Below are 23,486 nucleotides of genomic sequence, written 5' to 3'. Positions count from 1 at the left end.
CCACCACAGCGGCTGACGTACGCAGCACCATCCTGAGCACCGACGGACTCCAGCCTCTCGTGCGGAACGCGTGACGTTAGCAGCGGGCGAGCGATCCCCTACGGCTACAGGGTGCGGGCCAGCCGGTCGGCGAGCGTCCGGGTGAAGCGGGCCGGGTCGGTCAGCTCACCACCCTCGGCGAGCACCGCCAAGCCGTAGAGCAGCTCGGCGGTCTCGGTCAGGGCGGCGGAGTCGCTGCCCTGTTCGTGGGCCTTGCGCAGCCCGGACACCAGCGGGTGGCCGGGGTTGATCTCCAGGATCCGCTTGGTCGGGGGAATCTCGTGCCCCATCGCCCGGTACATCTTCTCCAGGGTCGGGGTGAGGTCGTGGGCGTCGCCGACGACGCAGGCCGGTGAGGTGGTCAGCCGGGATGACAGGCGAACCTCCCGGACACTGTCGGTGAGGGTGGTCCCCAGCCAGTCGAGCAGCGCCGCGAACTCCTGTCGCTGCTGCTCACGCTCGGCCTCGGCCTGCTGCTTCTCCTCGTCGGTGTCCAGGTCGATCTCGCCCTTGGCGATCGAGCGCAGCGTCTTGCCGTCGTACGTGCCGACCCGCTCGACCCAGACCTCGTCGACCTGGTCGGTGAGGAGCAGCACCTCGTGTCCCTTGGCCCGGAAGGCCTCCAGGTGCGGCGAGTTCTCGATGGCGGCCCGGGATTCGCCGGTGGCGTACCAGATGTCGCTCTGGCCGTCCTTCATCCGGGACACGTAGCCGGCCAGGTCGGTGGGTTCGGCCGGGTCGTTGGTGGAGGCCACCGACAGGATGTCCAGCAGGGTGTCCCGGTTGTCGGTGTCGTCGATCAGCCCCTCCTTGACCACCGCGCCGAACTCGGTCCAGAAGGTGCGGTAGCGCTCGGCGTGGTTGGCCTTGAGGTCCTTGACCGTGGCGAGGATCTTCTTGACCAGGCGGCGGCGGACGATCTGGATCTGCCGGTCCTGCTGGAGGATCTCCCGGGAGATGTTCAGCGACAGGTCGTGCGCGTCGACCACGCCCTTGACGAAGCGCAGGTACGTCGGGACCAGCGCCTCGCAGTCGTCCATGATGAAGACGCGCTTGACGTAGAGCTGGACGCCACGGCGGCCCTGTGGGGAGAACAGATCCAGTGGGGCGTGGCTGGGCAGGAACAGCAGCGCCTCGTACTCGAAGGTGCCCTCGCCCTTCATGTGCACGACCTCGAGCGGGTCGGCCCAGTCGTGGCTGACGTGCTTGTAGAACTCGTTGTACTCGGCGGCGTCGACCTCGTCGCGGGGCCGCGCCCAGAGCGCCTTCATGGAGTTGAGGGTCTGCACCTCGCTGGTGGCGGGCTCACCGTCGGCGCCGGGCCGCTCGACTGTCATCCGGATCGGCCAGGCGATGAAGTCGGAGTAGCGCTTGACGATGTCGCGGACGGTCCACTCGGTGGTGTAGTCGTGCAGGTTGTCCTCGGTGTCGGCCGGCTTGAGGTGCAGCGTCACAGCGGTGCCCTGCGGCACCTCGTCGACCGCCTCGATCGAGTACGTGCCCTCGCCGGTGGACTCCCAGCGGGTGCCGCCGGTCTCACCGGCCTTGCGGGTCAGCAGGGTGACCCGGTCGGCGACCATGAACGCGGCGTAGAAGCCGACGCCGAACTGGCCGATGAGGTCCTGCTTGGCGTGCGCGTCGGCGGACTCCCGCAGCTGGCGCAGCAGCTCGGCGGTGCCCGACTTGGCGATCGTGCCGATCAGCTGGACGACCTCGTCGCGGGTCATCCCGATGCCGTTGTCCCGCACGGTGAGGGTGCGGGCGTCGCGGTCGATCTCCAGGGCGACGTGCAGGTCGTCGGTGTCGGCGACGAGGTCCTTGTCGACGAGGGTGGCCAGCCGGAGCTTGTCCAGTGCGTCGGACGCGTTCGAGATGAGTTCCCGCAGGAAGACGTCCTTGTTCGAGTAGATCGAGTGGACCACCAACTGGAGGAGCTGACGCGCCTCGGCCTGGAATTCCAACGTTTCGGCCTGGTTGCTCACACCGTCTCCCATCTCGGCTCGTACGGAGGTTCGCGGAAAGGATACGAGTCGTCACCGGTCCGGCTGTGGGCGCGTCCGGGTCGTATTCCCGATTCGGTCCGCCCGCTCCGGTGAGATAGCTGACTTTGCCTAACAGAAGTCAGCTTGGATAACGTGGCCGCCATGAAGATCGCTGGAAGCACCGCCCTCGTCACCGGCGCCAACCGCGGCCTCGGCCGCCACCTGGCCGCCGAACTCCTCGCCCGGGGCGCCACCGTCTACGCCGCCGCCCGCAACCCCGACAGCGTCGACCTGCCCGGCGTGACGCCGGTCCGCCTCGACATCACCGACCCCGCCTCGGTGGCCGCCGCCGCGAAGCTGGCCGGCGACGTGAACCTGCTGATCAACAACGCCGGCATCGACACCCGGACCGACCTGCTCGACGGCGACCTGGACCTCGTCCGGCTGGAGCTGGAGACCCACTACATCGGCACCCTGTCGACCATCCGGGCGTTCGCACCCGTCATCGCCGGCAACGGCGGCGGAACGATCCTCAACGTGCTCTCCGTGCTGTCCTGGTTCGGCTCCCCGGCTCACCCGGCCTACAGCGCCGCCAAGTCCGCCGAGTGGGCGATGACCAACGTGCTGCGCGTCCAACTCGCCGAGCGGGGCGTCCGGGTCGCCGGCCTGCACGTCGGCTACCTGGACACCGACATGGCCGCCGACATCACCGGCCCGAAGTCCGACCCGGCGGCCATCGCCAAGATCGGCGTGGACGGCATCGAGACCGACGCGTACGAGATCGTCGCCGACGACATCAGCCGCCAGGTGCAGGCCGGGCTGGCCGGCGGCGTCGCCGCGCTCTACCCACAGCTCCCCTGACGACGACGTGACGGGCCGCCACCGGCGAGAACCGGTGGCGGCCCGTTTTCGGGTACGCGGTCAGCTCGCCTGCAACGTCACGTCGTCGATCACGAAGCTGGTCTGCAACGACGAGTCCTCGGTGCCGGTGAACCGCAGCGTCACCGTCTGCCCGGCGGAGCCGGCCACGTTGAAGCTGCGCTGCACGTAGCCGGTCGCGGCGTTGAGATTCGAGTACGTCGCCAGCGTGGTCGAACCCACCTGCACGGTGAGCCGGTCGTACGCCGTGGAACTGGTGGTCTCGGCGGTGTCGATGTGCAGCCAGAACGACAGCGTGTAGGTGGCGCAGCCGGCCGGCACCGTCACCGACTGGGTCAGGCTCTCGGTGCCGCTTCGGCCGTTGCCGCCCAGCCACGCCTTGTACGACCCGGTCCGGGCCGGCTGGGCGCTGGCGTTGGTGATCACGCCGGAGGACGCGGTCCACGGCGTGCTGCCGTTCTCGAAGCCACCGTTTCCGATCACCTGACCGCCGACGCAGGTCGGGGTGCCACCACCCACGGCGAGTTGCCACAGCGCGTACGCGACACCGTCGGCCGCCCGGTTCAGCACTGTGGCGCTGACGTTGGCGGTGGTGTCACAGGACCTGTGGTAGCACGGGTCGTACGCGGAGTTGGCGGTGCCACCCCACTTGGCCGCCTGGGCGCTGGTCTTGCGGGCGCTGGCGCCGGCGGCGTAGCCCGAGGTGGGGATGCCGGCCTGCTGGAAGTAGTAGTCGTCGGAGCGGCCCTGCCCCTCGACGTTCTCCTCCGGTTGCAGGCCCAGGGAGTCCCAGTACGCCTTCAGCGGCGCCGCGGTGGTCGAGGTGACCCGGTTGATGAAGTAGCCGCCGTTGACCGAGCCGACCATGTCGAAGTTGTAGTAACCCTTGATGTAGCCGCGCTGGGTGGCGGTGAGCGAGTTGACGTAGAACCGGGAGCCGTTGAGCCCCTGCTCCTCGTCGGTCCACCAGGCGAACCGCACCCGCTTCGTCATTGTCGGGTTCTGCGCGGCCAGGACCAGCGCGTTCTCCAGCAGGGTCGCCGAGCCGGTGGCGTTGTCGTTGATGCCCGGACCGGCCGACACACCGTCCAGGTGGGCGCCGAACATGACCACCTGGTCGGCCGGGCCGCCGGGCCACTCCGCGATCAGGTTGTTCGAGGGGTACCGGCAGCTGGAGCAGTACTGCTCGCTGACGGTGTAGCCGGCCGACTGGAGTCTGGTCTTGACGTAGTTGAGCGAGGCGGTGTAGCCGGCCGAGCCGGCCCGTCGGTTGCCACCGTTGCTGGTGGCGATGGCGTTGAACTGGGTCAGGTGCGCCTGGACGTTGCTGACGGAGATGTCCGGCGCTGCCAGCGCGGCGACGGACCCGGCGATCGGCCGGGCCACTGTCGTGGCGGTCGGGGACGACGCGGTCACCGGTTGGGCGGCCAGCGTCACGGTCGTCGCGGCGAACACGGCGAGCGCGATTCTCGCGCTCAGCGTCCTGCCTCTCATGGGGGGCTCCTCGGGGTCGGAGGGATACCCGAGACAATTACAGACGTCGATGTACTAGGCATCGGTCATTCGTCCCGAACCGCCGCCGGTTCGACGATGGGTACCGGCGTCAACACAGCTGAGTAGAAGTGTCAGGATGGGTAGGTAACGCGGCAGGGGTCGTCAGGCCCGGAACGGGGGCTTGCGATGGGGTCGGATCGAGCGTGACACGACCCAGCGGCGACCTGTTCCTCGGCGGCGGTGACACCGGGCGGTTGATGGCGGAGCTGGACTGGGCCCGCACCCCGCTCGGCCCGGTCAGCGAATGGCCGCAGAGCCTGCGCGCCGCAGTCCGGATGGTGCTCTCCTCCCGGTATCCCATGCTGCTGCTCTGGGGCGAGAACTACTCCCAGCTCTACAACGACGCCTACTCGGCGCTGATCGGCGACAAGCACCCCGCCGCGCTCGGCGACGACGTGCGGACGACCCTGGCCGAGGTCTGGGACGTGCTCGCCCCGCTGGTCGAAGAGGCCATGGCGACCGCGGTGGCCAGCTGGGTCCCCGCGCTGCAACTTCTGCTGAAGCGGGCCGGCTACCGCGAGGAGGCGTACTTCAGCGTCTCGCACGCCCCCGCCCGCGACGACGACGGGCGCATCGTCGGCGTGCTGACCGTGTGCAGCGAGGTCACCCAGCAGGTGATCGGCGAACGCCGGCTACGCCTCCTGCGCGACCTGTCCGTGCTCGGCGACGGGCGCACCGTCGACGTGGACGCCACCGGCGCACGGCTGGTCGGCGTGATCGACGACCACCCCCTGGACGTGCCGTTCGCCGCCGTCTACCTGCGCGACGGCACGACACTGCGCCGGATCGCCTGCACCGGCGGCGACCGACGGCACGCCCAGACCCTGCCGGACGCCGTCGAGCTGACCGATCCGGGCGCGCCCGCGTACGCCTGGGGGCTGGCGGACGCCGCCGAGGGCCGGGCGACCGAGGTGACCGACGTCGCCGACCGGATGCCGCTGCCCGCCGGCCCGTGGGACGACCCGGTCCGCACCGCACTGGCGCTGCCGCTGTCCTCCGCCGACGAGGGTCAGCCACGCGGCGTCCTGCTCGCCGGGGTGAGCCCCAGCCGTGGGCTGGACGAGGCGTACCGCTCCTTCTACCAGCTCCTCGCCCAGCAGATCTCGGTGGCGTTGCGCAACGCCCAGGAGTACGAGGAGGAGCGACGCCGGGTCGAGGCGATGGCGGAACTGGACCGGCTCAAGACCGACTTCTTCGCCAACGTCAGCCACGAGTTCCGTACTCCGTTGACCCTCATCCTCGGCCCGCTGACCGACGCCCTCACCGACGCCACCGCGCCGCTGGCACCGGTGCAGCGGGAGCGGGTGGAGACCGGCTGGCGTAACGCCACACGACTGTTGACGCTTGTCAACAGCCTGCTCACCTTCTCCAGCCTGGAGGCCGGGCGGGCGCGCAGCGACGCCCGGGTGGTCGACCTGGCCGCGCTGACCGCCGAGCTCGCCGGGGTTTTCCGGGCCGCCGTCGAGCGGGCCGGGTTGACCCTCGAGGTGAGCTGCCCACCGCTGCCCCGACCGGTCGCCGTCGACCCGGTCAACTGGGAACGCATCGTCACGAACCTGCTCTCCAACGCCCTCAAGTACACGTTCATCGGCCGCATCCGGGTCACCCTCGACGCCGACGACGAGGAGGTGCGTCTCACCGTCGCGGACACCGGCATCGGCATAGCGGAACGGGACCTGCCCAAGCTCTTCGAACGCTTCCACCGGGTACGCGGCGCCCGCTCGCGCAGTCACGAGGGCACGGGCATCGGCCTGGCCCTGGTGCACGAGTTGGCCCGGCTGGAGGGCGGCGACGTCCGGGTGACCAGCCAGGTGGGCGTGGGCAGCCGGTTCACCGTGACGCTGCCGTGGTCGGCGACGCACCGCACCCCGGTCAGCGGCCCGACGGTCGGCGGGCGGGGTGACGCGGCCCGGGCCGCCGTCGAAGAGGCGGTGGGCTGGCTCACCGAACCGAGCGACGCGGTGACCGAGCCCGACCCCGCGACCCGAACGACCACGGACGAGCTGGCCGGGGCCCGAATCCTGCTCGCCGACGACAACGCCGACATGCGGGCGTACCTCACCCGGCTGCTCACCGCGCAGGGCTGGCGGGTGCGGGCCGTCACCGACGGTCAGCAGGCCCTCGACGAGATCCACCGCGACCTGCCGGACCTGGTGCTGACCGACGTGATGATGCCGGTCATGGACGGCTTCGACCTGGTGCGCCGGCTCCGGGCCGACCCGGCGACCCGGGCGCTGCCGGTGCTGGTGCTCTCCGCCCGTGCCGGCGGTGAGGCCAGCGTGGAGGGCCTGAGCCTGGGCGCCGACGACTACCTGGTGAAGCCGTTCGCCGCAGCCGAGTTGGTCGCCCGGATCCGGGCCAGCATCCGCCGGGCCCGCGACCGCACCCCCGCGGCGGCCCTCGGCGGCGGACCGGCGACTGTCGCCGCCTCCGCTCCCCCTTCGCACCCGGCCCCGATCGGCCCCGCCAAGGCGGATCCGGCTGTCGAACCCGTCCGCGACGCGGCGGTGCTCGCGCCGACGCCGGCCGACCCGGACGCGCTGGGCGATCTCCTGGACATCGGGTGGACGTACCCGTCCGAACCCACCTCGGCGGCGGCGCTGCGTCGGGACGTGCGCGGCGTCCTGGGCGAGCTGGACGTCGACCCGGACGTCCTGGAGGATCTCCTGCTCGCCGCCTCCGAGGCCATGAACAACGCCGTCGAGCACGCGCAGCGGCCCAGCCGCCCGGAGGTGCGGGTGCGCGTCCAGCTGGGTGGCGGCCTGGTCCGGATCTCGGTACGGGACTTCGGCACCTGGCGGGACCGCCGACCGGCGATGGACCGGGGGCGCGGCGCGCTACTGATGAACGCCTACGGCGACGTGCGGCTGGTCTCCACCGCCGAGGGGACGACGGTGACCATCGAGCGTCGCCTGGCCTGAGCGGCGGCAGCGCGTCAGAGTCGACGACCGCCGCCGTCGCGGGCGATGATGCCGTCCAGCCGCTCCCCCGGCATGAGGTGCGCCGGGTCGAACCAGAAGATCACCACCTGGCTGTCGAGACTCCACCGCGTCAGCCGGGCGTCGACCTGCCGACCATCGACGGTGCCGATGATCCGCTTGGCGGGGCCGACGAAGTAGCCGAAGGTGGGCACCGGCGTGGCGGCTGACCCCTCGTCGTAGCCGATCTGGTGGAATCCGGCGCTGCGGTCACTGCCCTCGACGTCGTTGACCAGGATGTCCGTGGTCAACGAGCCGCCGGGGGTTTGGCGACCGGCGGCCAGGCCGATGGACACCTTGGGTTGGCCGGGCACGGACACCGGGACGAAGTAGTACATTCGGCGCTCACTGCCGTGCCGTACCCCGCTGTCCACCAACTGGCCCAGGGGCTTCGCCAGCGGCCTGTCGCTGGCTAGCGTCGGCGGTGGCGTGCGGTCCTGCGACTTCTGCGCCGTCGGCGACTCAGCAATCGTCGGTGGAGCGACAGCGGCCGGCGGCAGGGGCTCGGTCGGCGTCGGATCGCCCGGCCCGGACACGCCGACCGCCACCGCGACGACCGCGGCGGCCAGGCCGGTCGCGAGCGTCGCCGCCCCGGCCGCGGCGACGCGCCGACGGGTACGCAACCGACGTCCCTCGCGCATCACGGCGCTCAGATCGAGCCCGGCCTCGGGGCGCTCGGTCGCCCGCATGGCCTGGCGGAGCCGTTCCAGCTCGCTCATCGGCGCGCCTCCTCATCGGCCATCCGGGGCGTGGCGCTGCGCAACTTCTCCAGAGCCCGCGAACTGGTGCTCTTGACGGTGCCGACGGATACCGAAAGTTCCCGGGCCACCTGCGCCTCCGGCAGGTCGAAGTAGTAGCGCAGGACGACGATGGCGCGCTCCCGAGGGCTGAGCGCACCGAGGATGGCGATCAACCAGCGCCGGGTTGCCACGTCGTCGGCCACGTCGCCACGCCCCTGCTCCGGCACCTCGTCGGTCGGGTACTCCCGCATCGGCCGTCGCCACCCGTCCACCAGATGGTTGACCAGCGTGCGGCGCGCGTACCCGTAGGCGTCGTCGTCGTGGATCCGCGACCACGACGCGTAGGTACGGACCAGAGCGGTCTGCGCGGCGTCCTCGGCCTGGTGGTGGTCGCCGGTCATCAGGAACGCGGCGTGAACCAGTCGCGCGGAGGCCGCCCGCGCGAACTCCACGAAATCCGCGTCCCCCCGCGCCACCGCGAACCCTCCCCGTGCCACAGAGCTAGAGACGGGCGGGGCCGGCAAAAGGTTGAGCGCTGGGTCACATCAACTTTTCGCCCCGGTCACCCGTCTTCTCCTCCGCGCCGCCGCCGAGCGTTGCGCGAGGGGAGAGACATGTCGACGAAGGTTACCCGCCGCTGGGGTCCCGCATCAGTGGCGTCGCTGCTGGTGATGGCATTGCTCACCGGATGCGGTCTGCCGGCCGCCGGGGAACCGGCCACCGAACCGGTCGCCGCCGGAGCGCTGCCCGCCGGGCCGGCGACACCCACCGGGGGGCCGACCGCCACCGCCGAGGTGCGCTCCAGTTCCGCGCCGGTCATCCCGGTGAGCTACCCCGCCACCGGCGGTAACCGTTGGTCGGTGGCGTCCGGCGAGACGACGCCGGGACGCACGACCAGCGGCCGGTTGCTGCGCTACCGGGTCGCCGTGGAGCGCGACATCCGGGGCCTGGCGGCGGCTGACGTCGCGACCGCGATCACCACGACGTTGAACGATCCGCGCGGGTGGACGGCGGGCGGGGCGTGGCGGCTGCGCCGGGTCGGCGCCGGTGAACCGACCGACTTCACCATCTACTTGGCAACCCCCGGCACCCGCGACACGCTCTGCCAGGACGTGCCGGACGCCTACACCTCGTGCCGCAACGGTGCCCGGGTGGTGCTCAACGTTGCGCGTTGGGTCAAGGGGGTGCCGCGGTACGGCGCGAGCCTCGACACCTACCGGCAGTACATGGTCAACCACGAGGTGGGACACAAACTCGGGTACGGCCACGAACGGTGCCCCGGGCGGGGTCGGGCGGCGCCGGTGATGCAGCAGCAGACGCTGGGCCTGCACGGTTGCGCCGCGAACGCCTGGCCGTACCCGAAGGGCAAGACCCGCTACAGCGGCCCGGTCGGGGCGTACGACGACGAGATCCCCCGACGTGAGGGCGGCTACCCGGCGCGCTGAGACCGTCGGCGGCGGTGTGCCCTCAGGTGCGCCGCCGCCGTTCCTGTTCGAGTCGCTCATCCAGCCGGCCCATCTCGTAGATGGCGTTGAGGCTGGTCGGCAGGCGGCTGACGTTGTCGTTGTCCGGAACCGGGCCGGGATCCGGTGCGGGACCGGAGTCGGGCACGGGACCGGGGTCCGGCGCGGGTGCGGCAACGGCGGGGGCCGGGGCCCGGCGGCGCAGGAGCAGCAGCGCCAGCACCGCGAGCAGCGCCACGACCACCAGGTACGACGCGGGTGGCCAGGCATCGCGGGTGGGGTTGGTGAGCACCGGCGGAGCGGCCGCATCGGGGGTGTCACCGTCGCGCCGGGGCACGACGACCTCGCGGGTGTCGGTGCTCTCGCCGACGGTGCGGCGATCAGGGGCGGGGACGGCGGGTGTGGGGACATCACCCACCGAACCGGCGGGCGTCGGGATCGCCGTGGTCCGCACCGGGGTGGGCTGACCGGCGGCCGGTGGCCGACTGGGCGTGGGCACCCCGGTCGCGGTGGCGCTCGGCGTCGGAGCGGCACTGGGCGGGTCGCCGCCGCCGAGCAGGTCGTCGACGATCTGACCGACCCCACCGATGATGTCGCCGAGCGGGTTCGACGTGGCCGACGGCGACGGCGACGGCGCCGGGGCGAGGGCGAGGGTCAGCGCGAGGACGACGACGGTAGGCATGAAACGACCTCCGATGTGCCGAGATGCCACGCACCGTACCGCGTCCGGCGAGCGCGTGGTGACACCGGCACACCGGGGCGGGGGCGCGTGCGTCGCGCCCCCGCCCGCGGCGTCGCTGCCGGTCAGACGGGCAGGCCGCCGACCTGAGTGGAGATCCACGAGCGGATGGACGGCAGGTCCACATAGATGGACGGGCCGGTGGCGCAGGTGGAGTTGTTGTTGCCGGCCCGACTCGTCGCGCCGATCAGGTTCCACACCCCGTTGACCCTGCGCACCTGCGGCCCACCCGAGTCGCCGTAGCAGGCGCCGGAATTGCCGTTGGTGTTGTTGGTGCAGATCTCGTACGGGCCGTTGATGCCGGAGCACCGACTGTCGGCCACGATGGAGGTGTCCAGTTCGTTGGCCACCGTCGGCGCCGACCCGCAGCCCCGGGGGGCGCAGGTCTGGCCCCAGCCGATGATCCGGGTGGCGGTGCCGACCGCGCCGGAGGTACTCGGGATCGGTGCCGGGGCGTACGTCACCGAGCTGGCCAGTTGCAGCAGCTTGACGTCGACGCTCGGGTGGTTGACCGCCCGGGTCACCCGCACGACGGTCCCGCCGCTGGTGCGGTTGATGCTGCCCACCCGCACCGAGGACGGCGTCGAACAGTGCTTGGCGGTGACCGCCCAGTTGCCCTTGATCAGCGTGCCGGTGCAGCCGGAGACGTACACCATGAACGGGTAGTTCTCCGACGCCGGGCGGCCGCCGACCACCAACGGCGCGACGTCCGAATCGCCACTCCAGGTGTACGTCGTGCTCGCGGGCGCGGCCAGGGTGCCGGCGAACAGCGAGTTCACCCGGCTCGCCTCGGTGGAGCTGGGGTTCGCGTTGCGGCAGGACACCGGGGCGCTGCTGCCGGACATCAGGTCGGTGCACAGCCCGGTACGCCGGTCCGGCAGGCCCAGGATGTGGCCGATCTCGTGGGCGGCGATGCGGTTGCGGTCGTAGCCCTGGTTGACGGCCGTGCGGCCCATCCAGATCCGGCCCGAGCCGAGGCCGGTCGATTGCGCCCGGGGCCAGCCGTCGTCGACGTAGATGGTGATGCTGGCCGGGGTGCCGGCCAGCAGCCGGACGTTGCTGACCCGGCTGTTCCAGATCTGCGCCGCCTGGTCGAAGTTGGTCCGGAACTCACCGGTCCGGCTCGCGTCGTAGTAGACGGTCCGGACGGCGGCGGCCGGAGCGCCGGTGGCGAGTTGCATCCCGGCCGCCGCCAGGATCGCCACCAGCATGGCCAGCGCCGCACGTCTCAGTTGTCGTCGAAGCATCACGCACTCCCCTGCGCTCGTCCGGCGACCATCAGCCACCGGGTCATCGATGCACGTAGATGTTACTGTGACGGTGATCGATGTCAGGCATAGCGGAAGCGTCATACCGGAGCCACATCCAGCACCCCGGACGCCGGCGGCCGCCCACGGTCGACTGACCGCCGTCGACTGTTACCCAGCGGTTACGCCACGGCGAAGCCCCTGTGGCGCGGCGGGACGACGGTGGCGGCAGAGGGTCACCGGCAGCGCCGCCGCGACGTGGCCCCGGCACCGAACGGAGAAACCACAATGAGGATCAGGAGCGCACTGACCGCGCTGGCGGTCGTCCTCGCCGGCCTGGTCGCCAGCGCCGGCAGCAGCACCGCGGCCGGTGGCACGACGGCCGCGTACTGCGGGATCACCTGGGGCAGCGCGGACAAGTCGGCCGGCGCGTTGAGTGACGCGCCGCTGGTCGAGGTCCGGACCGGCCGGCACGACTGCTACGACCGGGTGGTGTTCGAGTTCGCCGGCCCGGTCGACGGTTACGCGATCGGCTACGGCGAGACGTGGACCGAGGGCGAAGGGTTGGCCCTGTCGCCGTACACCGCCGGGGGCGCGCTGCTGCGGGTCTCGCTGCGGGCCCCCGCGTACGACGACGACCACCTGGGCACCGTGCCGTACGCGGTCGGCGAGCACGTCAGCAACCTGCTGCGCTATCCAACGCTGCGCGACGTGGTCTTCGGCGGCAGCTTCGAGGGCTACAGCACCTTCGCCGTCGGCGTACGGGCGCGGTTGCCGTTCCGCGTGCTCGTACTGACCGGCCCCGGCACCCACAGCCGGGTGGTGCTCGACGTGGCCCACCAGTGGTGATCGGATCCGGCCGAGCCGCGTGGCCGTCCGCCCGCACCCGGCGGGCGGACGGGTCCGCGCTTCACCACCAGGGACAGCGGCGCGTGGGCGGCTCAGGCGTGCACTGTGGGCCGGTAGCTGAGCTCCACCGAACGGCCGTCGAGGGTCCGGCTCCCGATCAGTTCCAGGTCGAAGTCGGCAGCGCCCTGGAAGATCGGTTCGGTTCCGGTCTGACCGGTGATCACCGGAAAGAGCGTCACCTGGAGGAGGTCGACCAGCCCTGCGGCCATCAGTGCCCGGTTCAACGACAGGCTGCCGTGCGACCGCAGCGGCACCTCGGACTCCTCCTTGAGCCGGGCAACGACGTCGACGGCGTCACCGCGCACGACTGTCGCGTCCGGCCAGTCGAGGGGACCTTCCAGCGTGTTCGACACGACCGTCGCCGGGAGGCTCCTCATCCGGGTCACCCAGGCGTCGCGGACCTCGGACTCCTCGGTGCTCGCGGCCAGCAGCTGCGCGAACACCCGGTATGTGCCGGCCCCGAAAACCATGCGCTGCTCGACGTCGTAGACGGCCAGCCGGTGCGCGAGCAGCTCCGGGCCCTGCTTGCCCCAGTAGCCGCCCCAGTTTCCGCTGGTGGTGCCGAAGCCATCAAGGCTGGAGAAGACGTCGACGGTGTAGGTGGCGGTCATGATGTTCTCCGTTCAGATGTCAGTTGGCCGCGACGGGTGCGCAGGTGCGCCCGCTCGGTCTCGTTGGTGGCCAGCGCGATGGCCTGGTCGTAGGCGGCCCGGGCCTCGTCGTCGCGTCCGAGCCGGGCCAGTAGTTCGGCACGGGTTGCGGGCAGCCGGTGAAAGCCCGGAAGGTCGACACCCTCCAATGCGGCGAGGGCCACCGCCGGTCCGCGCACCTCGGCGAGGGCTACCGCCCGGTTGAGCGCGACGACAGGGGTTGGCGAGAGCGCGAGGAGCTGGTCGTAGAGCGCCAGGACCTGCGGCCAGTCGGTGGCGGCGCCGTCGGTGTGCACAGCGCTGATCGCGGCCTGGATCTGGTACGGGCCGGGCTGGTTGCGGCGCAGGCATCGGCGGACCAGGTCGTGGCCCTCGGCGATGAGCTTCCGGTTCCACAGTGAACGGTCCTGATCGGCCAGCAGCACCAGGTTGCCGGCCGGGTCGAGCCGGGCCGGACGGCGCGCCTCGGTCAACAGCAGCAGCGCGAGCAGGCCGAGGACCTCGGGCTCGTCGGGCATCAACGCGGCGAGTTCGCGGGCGAGTCGGATCGCCTCGGTGCACAGATCCGTTCTGATCAACGGTCCGGTGGTGGACGCGTACCCCTCGTTGAACATCAGGTAGAGCACGGTGAGCACGGGCGGCAACCGGTCCGGCAACTCAGCCGCGGCGGGCATCCGGTACGGGATGGCGGCGTCGCGGATCTTCTTCTTGGCGCGCACGATCCGCTGAGCGACTGTCGCCTCCTGGATCAGGTAGGCCCGGGCGATCTCCGGCACGTCGAGGCCACCGAGCAGGCGCAGCGTGAGGGCGGTGCGCGCCTCCGGAGCGAGTGCCGGGTGGCAGCAGGTGAACATGAGTCGAAGTTGGTCGTCCCGCACCGGTCCCACCTCCCTGGGCTCGTCCTGGTGATGCAGCAGCAGGGCCTGGGCGTGCCGGGCCTCCCGGGTCGACTCCCGGCGCAGCCGGTCGACGGCCCGGTTGCGGGCGGTGGTCACGATCCAGGCGCCGGGGTTCGGTGGCGGGGTCTGCCACTTCTGCAGCGCTGTGGTGAAGGCGTCCTGCACCGCCTCCTCGGCGAGGCTGATGTCGCCGAGCAGGCGGGCCACAGTGGCGACGCAGCGGCCGTACTCCGCGCGGTAGATGCTCGCCAGGTCCATCTCGGCAGACCGGCTGCTGGTCAGGCCTGGGACAGGTCGTCGAAGGGGCGCACCTCGATCGGGCCGCAGGCCGCCGCGCACCTCTGCGCCCAGGCCAGCGCCTGGTCCAGGTCGGCGCACTTGATGACCCAGAACCCGGCGATGTGTTCCTTCGTCTCAGCGAACGGCCCGTCGCTCATGGTGGTGGCGCCGTTGTCGACGCGGACGACGGTGGCGCTCCCCGGTGACGTGAGTCCGCCGCCGAAGACCCACGCCCCCGCGGCCTGCATGTCGTCGTTGATCCGACCGGTCTCCCGGAACATGGTCTGCATCTCCTCGTCGGACGGCGTCGGCGCGCCCGCGACGGCGTGTACGGACAGCAGGTACTGCTTCATGACGTTCCTCCAGTAGGTCGAACGGGCAGGTCAGGCGGCCAGGCGGCGGGCGACAGCGGGGATCACGATCGCGGCCGCGACCAGGTGGGTGAGCATCAGCAGCGCCTTCGTCGCCGCTCCGGCGTCGGCGACCACGTCCGGCACCAGCGACAGGATCGTCAGCACCACCGTCGTGCGGACGAAGGCGCGCCGCGGGTGCCGGGCGACACGCGCCAGCAGTGCCGCGATGGCCACCCCGAGCAGTGAGAAGACGGCCGTCAACACCCCGAACCCGGACACCGGGATCGGGGTGCCGCTCAGATCGAGGCTGACCCCGGCCAGATCGCCGGTAGCGGCGACGGCCATGGTGGCGGTGCTCGCGACGACGGTGGCGATGACACCGGTCCGGAGCAGCGCGCCGACGGACGTGGTGGTGCGGGTCGGGTTCACAGTGGCGGTCATCGTGCCCTCCGGCGGGTGGGTGACCCGGCTCGTTGCCGGGCTCTCACCAGGGCTACGAACGGAACCCGTCGCAATCGACAGCACGCCCAGAAAATCTTGGCGTCGGCGTGAGGCGAGGCGGCCCCTTCTGTCGCCGGACGCCTCGCCTCGCAACCGCCCGAGGGAGCTAGGCCTCGTCGGCGAGGTGCCAGACCTCGCGCATCGGAGCCCACCAGTCCCCCGACCCCGGCTCGGCAATCGACTCCTGGCACGGGTCGGTCAGCTTCCACCACTCCTGCGTGTGCGGGTCCGCGGCGATCAGCCGCTGGTCGGCCTCGTAGTCGTCGCCGACGTACTCGTAGTAGCCGAACAACAGGTCGTCGTGGAGGAAGATGGTGTAGTTGCGGAAATTCGCCTCGCGCAGCGTCTTCTCGACGCTCGGCCACACCTCGGCGTGTAGCCGCAGGTAGTTTTCCCGCTGCTCGGGGCGGAGTCGGATCACGCAGCCATGACGTTGCACGTCGTGCCCTTTCGAGTGAGCTGATTCACTGGTGCCGAAGGCACCTGACCGTAGCGGTTGGACGGTGCCGGTGAGGGGGCCAGCCGGCCACCGATGCCGACCGTTCCGCCAGGACTACGGACGGTCGCAGCGGGTCTACCCTCGGGTGATGGAGGGCCGCGTGTTGGTCGTCGAGGACGACTTCTCGATCCGGGAGGTCACCGCCCTCGGTCTGCGCCGCGCCGGCTTCCGGGTCGACACCGCCGTCGACGGGCGGCAGGCCCTGGCCGCGTTCCGCGTACACCCGGTCGACCTCATCGTCCTCGACATCATGTTGCCGGGGCTGGACGGTCTGGAGGTGTGCCGGGAGATCCGGCGTAGCAGTCAGGTGCCGATCCTGATGCTGACCGCGCGCACCGACACCATCGACGTGGTGGTCGGGCTGGAGTGCGGCGCGGACGACTACCTGCGCAAACCCTTCGACCTGCCCGAGTTGGTGGCCCGGGTCCGCTCGGTACTGCGCCGGGTGAACGTGCCGGCGGCGTCGACAGTCATCGAGGTCGACGGCCTGGAGATCGACCCGGGCGGCTTCGTGGTCCGCCAGCACGGGCGGGAGGTGACGTTGACCGCCACCGAGTTCCGCCTGCTCCTGGAGCTGGCCCGGCGACCCGGCCAGGTCTTCACCCGGGAGTTGCTGCTGGACCTGGTCTGGAACCACGACTTCCTCGGCGACTCCCGGCTGGTCGACGTGGCCGTGCAGCGACTACGCGCCAAGATCGAGGACGATCCGGCGCAGCCCCGGCTGATCCGGACCGTGCGCGGCGCCGGCTACAAACTGTCGACGGGCTGACCGGAAGGGGGCGGCGATGGCCGGACGCGCGGTGCTCCCCGGCCGGCTGCGGCTCCGGCTGACGATCGCGTTCGTCCTGGTCGCCGGCGTCTCAGCCGGGCTGCTCGCCGGCGGGACCGGGCTGCTGCTGCGGCAGTCCTGGTTGGACGCGTCGCTGCACGAGGCTGCCGCCGACGCCCGCTACCAACTCGTGCTCGCGGGCCAGTTCCTGCCGCTGACCGAGCAGCGCAGCACCGAACTGCTGACCAGCTTCGAGGCCAGCGGCCGGCACGTGGTGCTCGTCGACGGCCCGGCCCGCGCCTCGCACCCCGCGTACGCCCCGGTGCTGGGCACCCGGTTGCGGGGCGTCGTCGCGGACGGGCGGCTCGGCTACCAACGCTCCGCGCCGGCGGAGCGTCCCCGACTGCTGATCATCGGCGGGCGCATTCCCGGCTCGACCGCCGAGCTGTACGTCCTCACCGTGGAGGACGACGTCGCCGCCGACCTGGGTCAGCTGCGCACCGCGCTGCTGGCCGGCTGGGCGCTCGTGGTGCTGCTCGCCGCCGCGGTGGGTCACGCGCTGGCCCGTCGCACGTTGGAGCCGGTGGGCCGGGCCAGCCGGGCCGCCCGAGCGCTCACCGAGGGCCTGCTCGCCACCCGCCTGCCGGTACGCGGGCGTGACGAGTTCAGCGTCTGGGCGGCGACGTTCAACGAGATGGCCGAGGCGTTGGAGTCGAAGATCGCGGCGCTGTCGGCCGCACAGGCCCGCGAGCGGCGGTTCACCGCCGACGTGGCGCACGAGCTGCGTACCCCGGTGACCGCGTTGGTGGCCGCGGCGTCGCTGCTGCGCGAGCACCTCGACCGGTTACCCGAGGACGCCCAGCCGTCCGCCCGGCTGTTGGTCGGCGACGTGGTCCGGTTGCGCCGGCTGGTCGACGATCTGATGGAGATCTCCCGGTTGGACGCCGGGCGGGAGCGGTTGACAGTGCAGCCGGTCGACGCGGTGGCGCTGCTGCACGGCATCGTCTCGGCACGCGGCTGGTCGGCGCGGGTGCGGGTCACCGGTGACCCGGTGGCGTTGCGCACCGACCCGCGCCGGCTGGAGCGCGTGCTGGCCAACCTGGTCGCCAACGCTGTCGAACACGGTGGTGGGGAGATCACGGCCAGCGTGGCGGGCGCGGGCCCGCTGGTCGTCTTCGAGGTCACCGATCAGGGGCCCGGCATCCCGGCCGAGCACCTGCCCCGGGTGTTCGACCGGTTCCACCAGGTCGACGCGTCCCGCTCGGCGCCGGGCAGCGGGCTCGGGCTGGCCATCGCGCGGGAGCACACCGATCTGCTCGGCGGCGCGCTGGGCGTGCACAGCGAACCGGGCGAGGGCACCCGGTTCCGACTGGAGTTGCCCGCTGACGGCCCCGGCGGCCCGTCCGGTGCGGTGCCGCGCCCGCAGGTCCGCGCCGACCCGGGTCCGAGCGGGCGTGCCGCCGACCCGGTGGGCGGTGTGGGGTGAACCGCCGCGGCACGGTCCGGCTGGGCGTACCGGTGCTCGTCGCGGCGCTCCTGCTCGGCGGCTGCGGCACGTCCCGCTCCGGTGACCTGGGCCCGGCGCCCACCGCACCGCCGACGAGCGCCGCACCCAGCAGCCGCCCGGCGCCCGTCCCGACCGTGGCCGCGCAGCCGACGTCACCACGACCAACCACCGACCGCCCACCGCGTCCGCCGTCGGCGGCGTCCTCCGGCACGCGCCGGCCCGACCCGGTGACCATCGAGCTGTGGTATGTCCGCGCCGGTCTGTTGGTGCCGACCCGGCGCACCCGGCCGGCCACCGTCGCGACGTCCCGGCTGGCGCTGACCGAACTGGCCGCCGGGCCGAACCCGGCCGAGGCCGCCACCGGGATGACCACACTGCTTCCGGTCGGCGTCGAGGTCACCCGCATCACGGACGGCGTCGCGACACTGCGGGTACCGTCCGTCGGCGACCCGGTCACCCGACGGCTGCGTGAGGCCCAGGTGGTGTGGACGCTGACCCAGTTCCCCACCGTGCGGCAGGTCCGCCTCGACGGCGCGGCTGCGGTCGATCGGTCGGACTACGCGGATCTGCTGCCGCCGATCGTGGTCACCGGCCCGGTCCCCGGCGAGCGCGTCTCCGCGCCGCTCGTCGTCACCGGCACCGCCACCGTGTTCGAGGCCACGGTGAGCGTCCGGGTGCTGGACACCGCCGGCCGGGAGGTGGCCACCGGTTTCGGCACCGCCAGTTGCGGCAGCGGCTGCCGGGGTGGCTACCGGGTGGTGGTCGGCTGGCGCGCGGTCCGCGAACAGCAGGGCACTGTCGAGGTGTACGAGGTGTCCGCCCGGGACGGCGCACGGATCAACACGATGGCTGTGCCCGTGGTCCTCGCCGCCGACTGACCGCGCCCGGTCACCCGACGTGCCCCTGATGGAAACGCAGTCGTTTCAACTGGTCCGTGCGACGCAACTCACGAAAGCCTGCACGATCAGCGAACAGCGAACTAGGGTCAGTACGACATCGTTTCGCGGGGGGTCGGGATGCTGGGTGGTCAGCAGGTGGACGCGGGCGCCGGGGTGCCGGCTGCCCGGGCTCCGCGCTGCACCGACAGCGACCTGTTCACCGTCGTCATCGACACCCTGCGCGAGGTCGGCTACGACCGGATGACCATCGACGCCGTCGCCGCCCGTGCCCACGTCAGCAAGGCCACCATCTACCGGCGCTGGGACGGCAAGGCGGAGCTGGTCGTCGCCGCCCTGCGCGACCAGCGCGTGGGTGTGCACAACCCGCCCGACACCGGCTCCCTTCGCGGGGACCTGATCGAGTTGCTGCGGGCCACGGCCGCGATCTGCACTGCCGACTGCGACCTGATGCAGGCGTTGACCTTCGCCATGCGGACCAACCCCGAGCTGGAACGGCTGGTGCGTCACCAGGTGCTGCCGGCCGGGCGGGTGGCCAGCACCGCCATCCTGGTCCGGGCCGCCGCCCGCGGGGAGATCCCGCCGGAGGCCGGCGAGCGGGAGATGTTCCACGATCTGGCGCCCGCGCTCACCATGTCCCGCATCGTCGCGCACGGCCTACCCGCCGATGACGCTTTCCTCACCCAGGTCGTCGACCAGGTGCTGATCCCGGTACTCCGCTATCAGCACGACGGTCCGTCGGCGGCCTGATTCACCGATATCCGTAACACGGAAGGCTTCACCATGCCCGGAACCACCTCGACCGCCCCCGGCGCGCCCAACGCCGGGGTGTCGACCGGCGCTCCGCATCCGCGGCGCTGGATCGCTCTGGCGGTCATCGCGGTCTCACAGCTGATGGTCGTCCTGGACGCCACGATCGTGAACATCGCACTGCCGCAGGCCCAGGCCGACCTGGGGATCACCGACGCGAACCGGCAGTGGGTGATCACCGCCTACACGCTGGCCTTCGGTGGTCTGCTGCTGCTCGGCGGTCGCATCGCCGACTACTGGGGGCGCAAGCGCACCTTCATCGTCGGCATGACCGGTTTCGCGCTCGCCTCGGCCCTGGGCGGTCTGGCCACCACCGGTGAGATGCTCTTCGCCGCCCGCGCGTTGCAGGGCGCCTTCGGCGCGCTGCTCGCCCCGGCCGCGCTGGCGCTGCTCACCGTTCTCTTCACCGAGACCACCGAGCGGGCCAAGGCCTTCGCGGTGTACGGCGCGATCGCCGGCGGTGGATCGGCGGTCGGTCTGCTGCTCGGCGGGGTGCTCACCGAGTACGCCGACTGGCGCTGGTGCCTGCTGGTCAACATCCCGGTGGCCGCGATCGCCATCGCCCTCGCGCTCCCGCTGGTGCCGGAGAGCCGGGCCCACGGCAACACCCGCTACGACGTACCCGGTGCGATCGTGGTGACCGCCGGCCTGGTCTCCCTGGTGTACGGCTTCACCAAGGCCGCCGAGGACGGCTGGGACGCCACCGCGACGCTCGGTTTCATCGCCGCGGGCGTGCTGCTGCTCGCCGCGTTCGTGGTGATCGAGCTGCGCTCCAGCCACCCGCTGCTGCCGCTGCGGATCCTGCTGGACCGCAACCGGGGCGGGGCGTTCCTCACCTCGACGCTGATCGGCGCGGGCCTGTTCGGGGCGTTCCTCTTCCTGACCTTCTACTTCCAGGTGGTGCTGCAGTACAAGCCCCTGGAAGCCGGTCTCGCGTCCCTGCCGGTCACCGCCGGTGTGCTGATCGCCGCGGGTGGCGCCAGCCAGCTGATGCCCCGGTTGGGGGCCAAGCCGCTGATGGTCGCCGGTTCGGCGCTCGCCGCCCTGGGCATGCTGGTGCTGACCCAGATCGACGTGGACACCCCGTTCCTCACCCACCTGCTGCCCGCGCAGGTCGTCCTGGGCCTGGGGTTGGGCTTCACCTTCGTCCCGCTGTCGAGCCTCGCCCTGGTCGGGGTGCCGGAGCACGACGCCGGCGCGGCCAGCGCGACGCTCAACGCCACCCAGCAGATCGGCGGCTCGCTCGGCACCGCGCTGCTGAACACCTTCTACACCAGCGCGGTCGCCGCCTACCTGGTCGGCCGGGCGCCGAACCCGGTCAACCAGGTCGAGGCACTGGTGCACGGCTACCGGGTGGCCTTCGCCTGGGGCGCGGCGCTGATCGTGCTCGCCGGGCTGGCCACACTGGTGCTGGTGAAGGTCCGCAAGGAGGACATCCCGACCGGCAACACCGTGCACATGGGTTGAGCTGACCGCCGTGGCCGCCGGCCGGAGCGCCCCGAGCCTGGGGTGGGCCGGCCGGCGGCCACGTCCGGTAACGTCCCGATCATCGTCGAAAATCCGTTGAGGAGATCCATGTCGACCCCTGCTGACCAGATCATCACCGCTCTGCGCGCGGGCCACGAGGAGCTAGCCGCGCTCGTCCGGGACCTCAAGGAAGACGACCTGCTCCGCCCGTCAGGGGCCAGTGAGTGGCAGGTGTCGCAGGTGCTGAGCCACCTGGGCAGCGGCGCCGAGATCAACCTGGCGACGCTGGAGGCGGCCCGCACCGGCGCGCCCGGCCCGGACGGGGACTTCAACCGTGGCGTCTGGGCCCGCTGGGACGCGATGTCCCCGGCCGAACACGCCGCCGGGTTCCTCGCCAGCAACGAACGACTGGTCGAGGCGTACGAGGCGTTGGACGCCGAGAGCCGGGCCTCCACGCGGGTCGACCTCGGCTTCCTGCCGGAGCCGGTCGACGTGGCCACCGCGGCCCGGTTCCGGCTCAGTGAGTTCGCCCTGCACCAGTGGGACGTCGAGGTGGCGTTCAACCCGTTCGCGGCGGTGACGCCGGGGGCGGTGGCGCTGCTGCTCGACCAGATCGGCGGCATGCTGGCCTGGACCAGCCGACCGCATGAGTTGGACGGTCGGGGGGCCACCCTGCTGGTCCGGCTGCACGCGCCCGAGCGGACGTTCGGGTTGCGGCTGGGTGAGCAGGTCGAGATCGTCGACGCGCCGGAGCATCCCGACGGCGAGCTGGTGGCGCCGGCCGAGGCGTGGCTGCGGCTGGCCACCGGGCGGCTGGGCCCCCGGCACACCCCCGACGGGGTGCTGGTGACCGGCTCGGTGACCCTCGACGACCTGCGCCGGGTCTTCGTCGGCTTCTGAGTTCGTCGGCTCTGAGACGGTGCCGCGCAGGCCGGTGATCCGGCCCGCGCGGCGTCTCAGCCCTTCACGCAGACCACCTGCTTGAGGTGCGCGACCACCTCGACCAGGTCCTCCTGCTGGGCCATCACCTCGGTGATGTCCTTGTACGCGCCGGGGATCTCGTCGACCACCCCGGCGTCCTTGCGGCACTCCACCCCGGCGGTCTGCGCGGCCAGGTCCGCGGTGCTGAACGTCCGCTTGGCCTGCGCCCGGGACATCCGACGCCCCGCCCCGTGCGACGCCGAGCAGTACGCGTCCGGGTTCCCCCGCCCCCGCACGATGTACGACCCGGTGCCCATCGACCCGGGGATGATGCCCAGGTGACCCCGGCCGGCCCGGATCGCGCCCTTGCGGGTCACCAGCACGTCCACCCCGTCGTAGCTCTCCTCGGAGACGTAGTTGTGGTGGCAGCTGATCGGCTCGTCGTAGCCGACCTGCGGGAAGTGCTCCCGCACCACGCCGCAGAGCAGGGCCAGCATGACCGCCCGGTTGCGCCGCGCGTACTCCTGCGCCCAGAACAGGTCCCGCCGGTACGCGTCCATCTCGGGCGTCCCGGCGAGGAACACCGCCAGGTCCCGGTCCGGGAGGTCGGCGTTGTGCGGCAGCCCTCGGGCCACAGCGATGTGCCGCTCGGCCAGTTCCTTGCCGATGTTGCGGGACCCGGAGTGCAGCATCAGCCAGACCCGGCCCTCGTCGGCGCCACCCTGCTCCAGGCAGACCTCGATGAAGTGGTTGCCCCCGCCGAGTGTGCCGATCTGCCGCTGCGCCCGCGTCTGCAGTTGCGCCACCCGCCGGTCCAGGCCGGTGAACCGGCCCCAGAAGTCGGCCCAGCCGGCCTGCTCCAGGCCCCGGATCCGGCGCGGGTCGACCGGGTCGGTGCGCTGGGCGAAGCCGACCGGGATGGTGGCCTCGATCGCGCAGCGCAGGCCGGCCAGGTCGTCCGGCAGGTCGGCGGCGGTCAGCGAGGTACGCACCGCTGACATCCCGCAGCCGATGTCGACGCCGACCGCGGCCGGCGAGACGGCCTGCCGCATCGCGATCACCGAGCCGACCGTGGCGCCCTTGCCGAAGTGCACGTCGGGCATGACGGCGACGCCCTGCACCCAGGGCAGCGCGCCGATGTTGCGCAGCTGCTTGGCGGCCTGCGGCTCGATGGCGTACGGGTCGGTCCAGACCCGGACCGGTGCCCGGGTACCAGCGAGCGGGGTGAATCCCATGGTGGTCTCCTTCTGTGGTGCGGGTGACCGGTATCGATCATGCGTCGGCCGGTGACGGTCCGGCGGCGGTACGGGGAAACGAGAAGGCCGCCCGATCCCGGTGGGGATGGGCGGCCGGCGGACGCGCTGCGCGTCGACGTCAGTCGCGCCACCCCGGCCCGGTGCCCCGC

General features: G+C 71.8%; 22 protein-coding genes. 10 read left to right on the top strand and 12 right to left on the bottom strand.

Annotated features, from left to right (window positions below):
• Positions 1 to 104: 104 nt before the first annotated feature.
• The gene (gene htpG, locus QSK15_RS14800) at positions 105 to 2,033 is read right to left on the bottom strand and encodes a molecular chaperone HtpG (protein ID WP_285794770.1); all 1,929 of its coding nucleotides are present in this window, start codon (positions 2,031 to 2,033) and stop codon (positions 105 to 107) included.
• A gap of 150 nt (positions 2,034 to 2,183) precedes the next feature.
• Between htpG and QSK15_RS14795 the strand changes: the two genes are divergently transcribed.
• On the top strand, positions 2,184 to 2,882 hold the full coding sequence (locus QSK15_RS14795; protein WP_285794769.1) for an SDR family oxidoreductase: 699 nt from the start codon (positions 2,184 to 2,186) through the stop codon (positions 2,880 to 2,882).
• Positions 2,883 to 2,942: 60 nt separating this feature from the next.
• Here QSK15_RS14795 and QSK15_RS14790 read toward each other — a convergent pair whose 3' ends face one another.
• Complete coding sequence (locus QSK15_RS14790; protein ID WP_285794768.1) at positions 2,943 to 4,394, bottom strand: M28 family peptidase; 1,452 nt, start codon at positions 4,392 to 4,394, stop codon at positions 2,943 to 2,945.
• Positions 4,395 to 4,597: 203 nt separating this feature from the next.
• Here QSK15_RS14790 and QSK15_RS14785 point away from each other — a divergent pair, with 203 nt between their 5' ends.
• Positions 4,598 to 7,375: an ATP-binding protein gene (locus QSK15_RS14785; protein ID WP_285794767.1), complete on the top strand. Its 2,778-nt coding sequence runs from the start codon at positions 4,598 to 4,600 to the stop codon at positions 7,373 to 7,375.
• Between the two features lie 14 nt (positions 7,376 to 7,389).
• Here the strand turns inward: QSK15_RS14785 and QSK15_RS14780 are convergent, their stop codons facing one another.
• Positions 7,390 to 8,151 (bottom strand): hypothetical protein, encoded by a 762-nt coding sequence (locus tag QSK15_RS14780; protein ID WP_285794766.1) that lies wholly within the window; start codon positions 8,149 to 8,151, stop codon positions 7,390 to 7,392.
• Positions 8,148 to 8,648 carry a SigE family RNA polymerase sigma factor gene (locus QSK15_RS14775; RefSeq protein WP_285794765.1) on the bottom strand — a complete coding sequence of 167 codons (501 nt, stop codon included), beginning with the start codon at positions 8,646 to 8,648 and terminating at the stop codon, positions 8,148 to 8,150. Before QSK15_RS14775 ends, QSK15_RS14780 begins: the two co-directional genes overlap by 4 nt.
• A 138-nt stretch (positions 8,649 to 8,786) precedes the next feature.
• Between QSK15_RS14775 and QSK15_RS14770 the strand changes: the two genes are divergently transcribed.
• Positions 8,787 to 9,617: a DUF3152 domain-containing protein gene (locus QSK15_RS14770; RefSeq protein WP_285794764.1), complete on the top strand. Its 831-nt coding sequence runs from the start codon at positions 8,787 to 8,789 to the stop codon at positions 9,615 to 9,617.
• Between the two features lie 22 nt (positions 9,618 to 9,639).
• Here the strand turns inward: QSK15_RS14770 and QSK15_RS14765 are convergent, their stop codons facing one another.
• Together QSK15_RS14765 and QSK15_RS14760 are read right to left on the bottom strand one after the other, a co-directional pair.
• Complete coding sequence (locus QSK15_RS14765; protein WP_285794763.1) at positions 9,640 to 10,317, bottom strand: hypothetical protein; 678 nt, start codon at positions 10,315 to 10,317, stop codon at positions 9,640 to 9,642.
• A gap of 122 nt (positions 10,318 to 10,439) precedes the next feature.
• Complete coding sequence (locus QSK15_RS14760; RefSeq protein ID WP_502889617.1) at positions 10,440 to 11,555, bottom strand: snapalysin family zinc-dependent metalloprotease; 1,116 nt, start codon at positions 11,553 to 11,555, stop codon at positions 10,440 to 10,442.
• Between the two features lie 354 nt (positions 11,556 to 11,909).
• Here QSK15_RS14760 and QSK15_RS14755 point away from each other — a divergent pair, with 354 nt between their 5' ends.
• A complete protein-coding gene (locus tag QSK15_RS14755; protein ID WP_285794761.1) occupies positions 11,910 to 12,470 on the top strand; it encodes an AMIN-like domain-containing (lipo)protein in 561 nt (186 codons plus the stop codon).
• 92 nt (positions 12,471 to 12,562) lie between these two features.
• On the opposite strand, the gene QSK15_RS14750 is transcribed toward QSK15_RS14755, so the two are convergent.
• The 5 genes from QSK15_RS14750 to QSK15_RS14730 form a co-directional block, all read right to left on the bottom strand.
• Positions 12,563 to 13,141, bottom strand: a complete 579-nt coding sequence (locus QSK15_RS14750; protein ID WP_285794760.1) for a dihydrofolate reductase family protein — start codon at positions 13,139 to 13,141, stop codon at positions 12,563 to 12,565.
• Positions 13,138 to 14,337 carry an RNA polymerase sigma factor gene (locus QSK15_RS14745; RefSeq protein ID WP_285794759.1) on the bottom strand — a complete coding sequence of 400 codons (1,200 nt, stop codon included), beginning with the start codon at positions 14,335 to 14,337 and terminating at the stop codon, positions 13,138 to 13,140. The genes QSK15_RS14750 and QSK15_RS14745 overlap by 4 nt, the downstream gene beginning before the upstream one ends.
• 20 nt (positions 14,338 to 14,357) lie before the next feature.
• Positions 14,358 to 14,711, bottom strand: coding sequence for a YciI family protein (locus tag QSK15_RS14740; protein WP_285794758.1), 354 nt, complete (start codon positions 14,709 to 14,711; stop codon positions 14,358 to 14,360).
• A 30-nt stretch (positions 14,712 to 14,741) separates the two neighbouring features.
• On the bottom strand, positions 14,742 to 15,152 hold the full coding sequence (locus tag QSK15_RS14735; RefSeq protein WP_285794757.1) for a DUF6069 family protein: 411 nt from the start codon (positions 15,150 to 15,152) through the stop codon (positions 14,742 to 14,744).
• A gap of 166 nt (positions 15,153 to 15,318) precedes the next feature.
• Positions 15,319 to 15,633, bottom strand: a complete 315-nt coding sequence (locus QSK15_RS14730; protein WP_245233636.1) for an L-rhamnose mutarotase — start codon at positions 15,631 to 15,633, stop codon at positions 15,319 to 15,321.
• A gap of 166 nt (positions 15,634 to 15,799) precedes the next feature.
• On the opposite strand from QSK15_RS14730, the gene QSK15_RS14725 reads away from it, so the two are divergent.
• The 6 genes from QSK15_RS14725 to QSK15_RS14700 all read left to right on the top strand — a co-directional run bounded on the left by QSK15_RS14725 (position 15,800) and on the right by QSK15_RS14700 (position 22,060).
• The gene (locus tag QSK15_RS14725) at positions 15,800 to 16,480 is read left to right on the top strand and encodes a response regulator (RefSeq protein ID WP_285794756.1); all 681 of its coding nucleotides are present in this window, start codon (positions 15,800 to 15,802) and stop codon (positions 16,478 to 16,480) included.
• A 16-nt stretch (positions 16,481 to 16,496) separates the two neighbouring features.
• Positions 16,497 to 17,966, top strand: a complete 1,470-nt coding sequence (locus QSK15_RS14720; RefSeq protein ID WP_285794755.1) for a sensor histidine kinase — start codon at positions 16,497 to 16,499, stop codon at positions 17,964 to 17,966.
• Positions 17,963 to 18,865 (top strand): Gmad2 immunoglobulin-like domain-containing protein, encoded by a 903-nt coding sequence (locus QSK15_RS14715; protein ID WP_285794754.1) that lies wholly within the window; start codon positions 17,963 to 17,965, stop codon positions 18,863 to 18,865. The genes QSK15_RS14720 and QSK15_RS14715 overlap by 4 nt, the downstream gene beginning before the upstream one ends.
• A 138-nt stretch (positions 18,866 to 19,003) precedes the next feature.
• Positions 19,004 to 19,633, top strand: coding sequence for a TetR/AcrR family transcriptional regulator (locus QSK15_RS14710; RefSeq protein ID WP_285794753.1), 630 nt, complete (start codon positions 19,004 to 19,006; stop codon positions 19,631 to 19,633).
• Positions 19,634 to 19,666: 33 nt separating this feature from the next.
• Positions 19,667 to 21,160, top strand: coding sequence for an MFS transporter (locus QSK15_RS14705; protein ID WP_285794752.1), 1,494 nt, complete (start codon positions 19,667 to 19,669; stop codon positions 21,158 to 21,160).
• Positions 21,161 to 21,268: 108 nt separating this feature from the next.
• Positions 21,269 to 22,060, top strand: a complete 792-nt coding sequence (locus QSK15_RS14700) for a maleylpyruvate isomerase family mycothiol-dependent enzyme (RefSeq protein WP_285794751.1) — start codon at positions 21,269 to 21,271, stop codon at positions 22,058 to 22,060.
• Positions 22,061 to 22,116: 56 nt separating this feature from the next.
• On the opposite strand, the gene QSK15_RS14695 is transcribed toward QSK15_RS14700, so the two are convergent.
• A complete protein-coding gene (locus QSK15_RS14695) occupies positions 22,117 to 23,316 on the bottom strand; it encodes an RtcB family protein (protein WP_285794750.1) in 1,200 nt (399 codons plus the stop codon).
• Between the last annotated feature and the right edge of the window lie 170 nt (positions 23,317 to 23,486).

The organism is Micromonospora sp. NBRC 107095 (assembly GCF_030269705.1).
Lineage (GTDB): Bacteria > Actinomycetota > Actinomycetes > Mycobacteriales > Micromonosporaceae > Micromonospora > Micromonospora parva.
The sequence above is the reverse complement of the archived record's forward strand: the minus strand, read 5'-3'. Positions and strand labels throughout refer to the sequence as shown.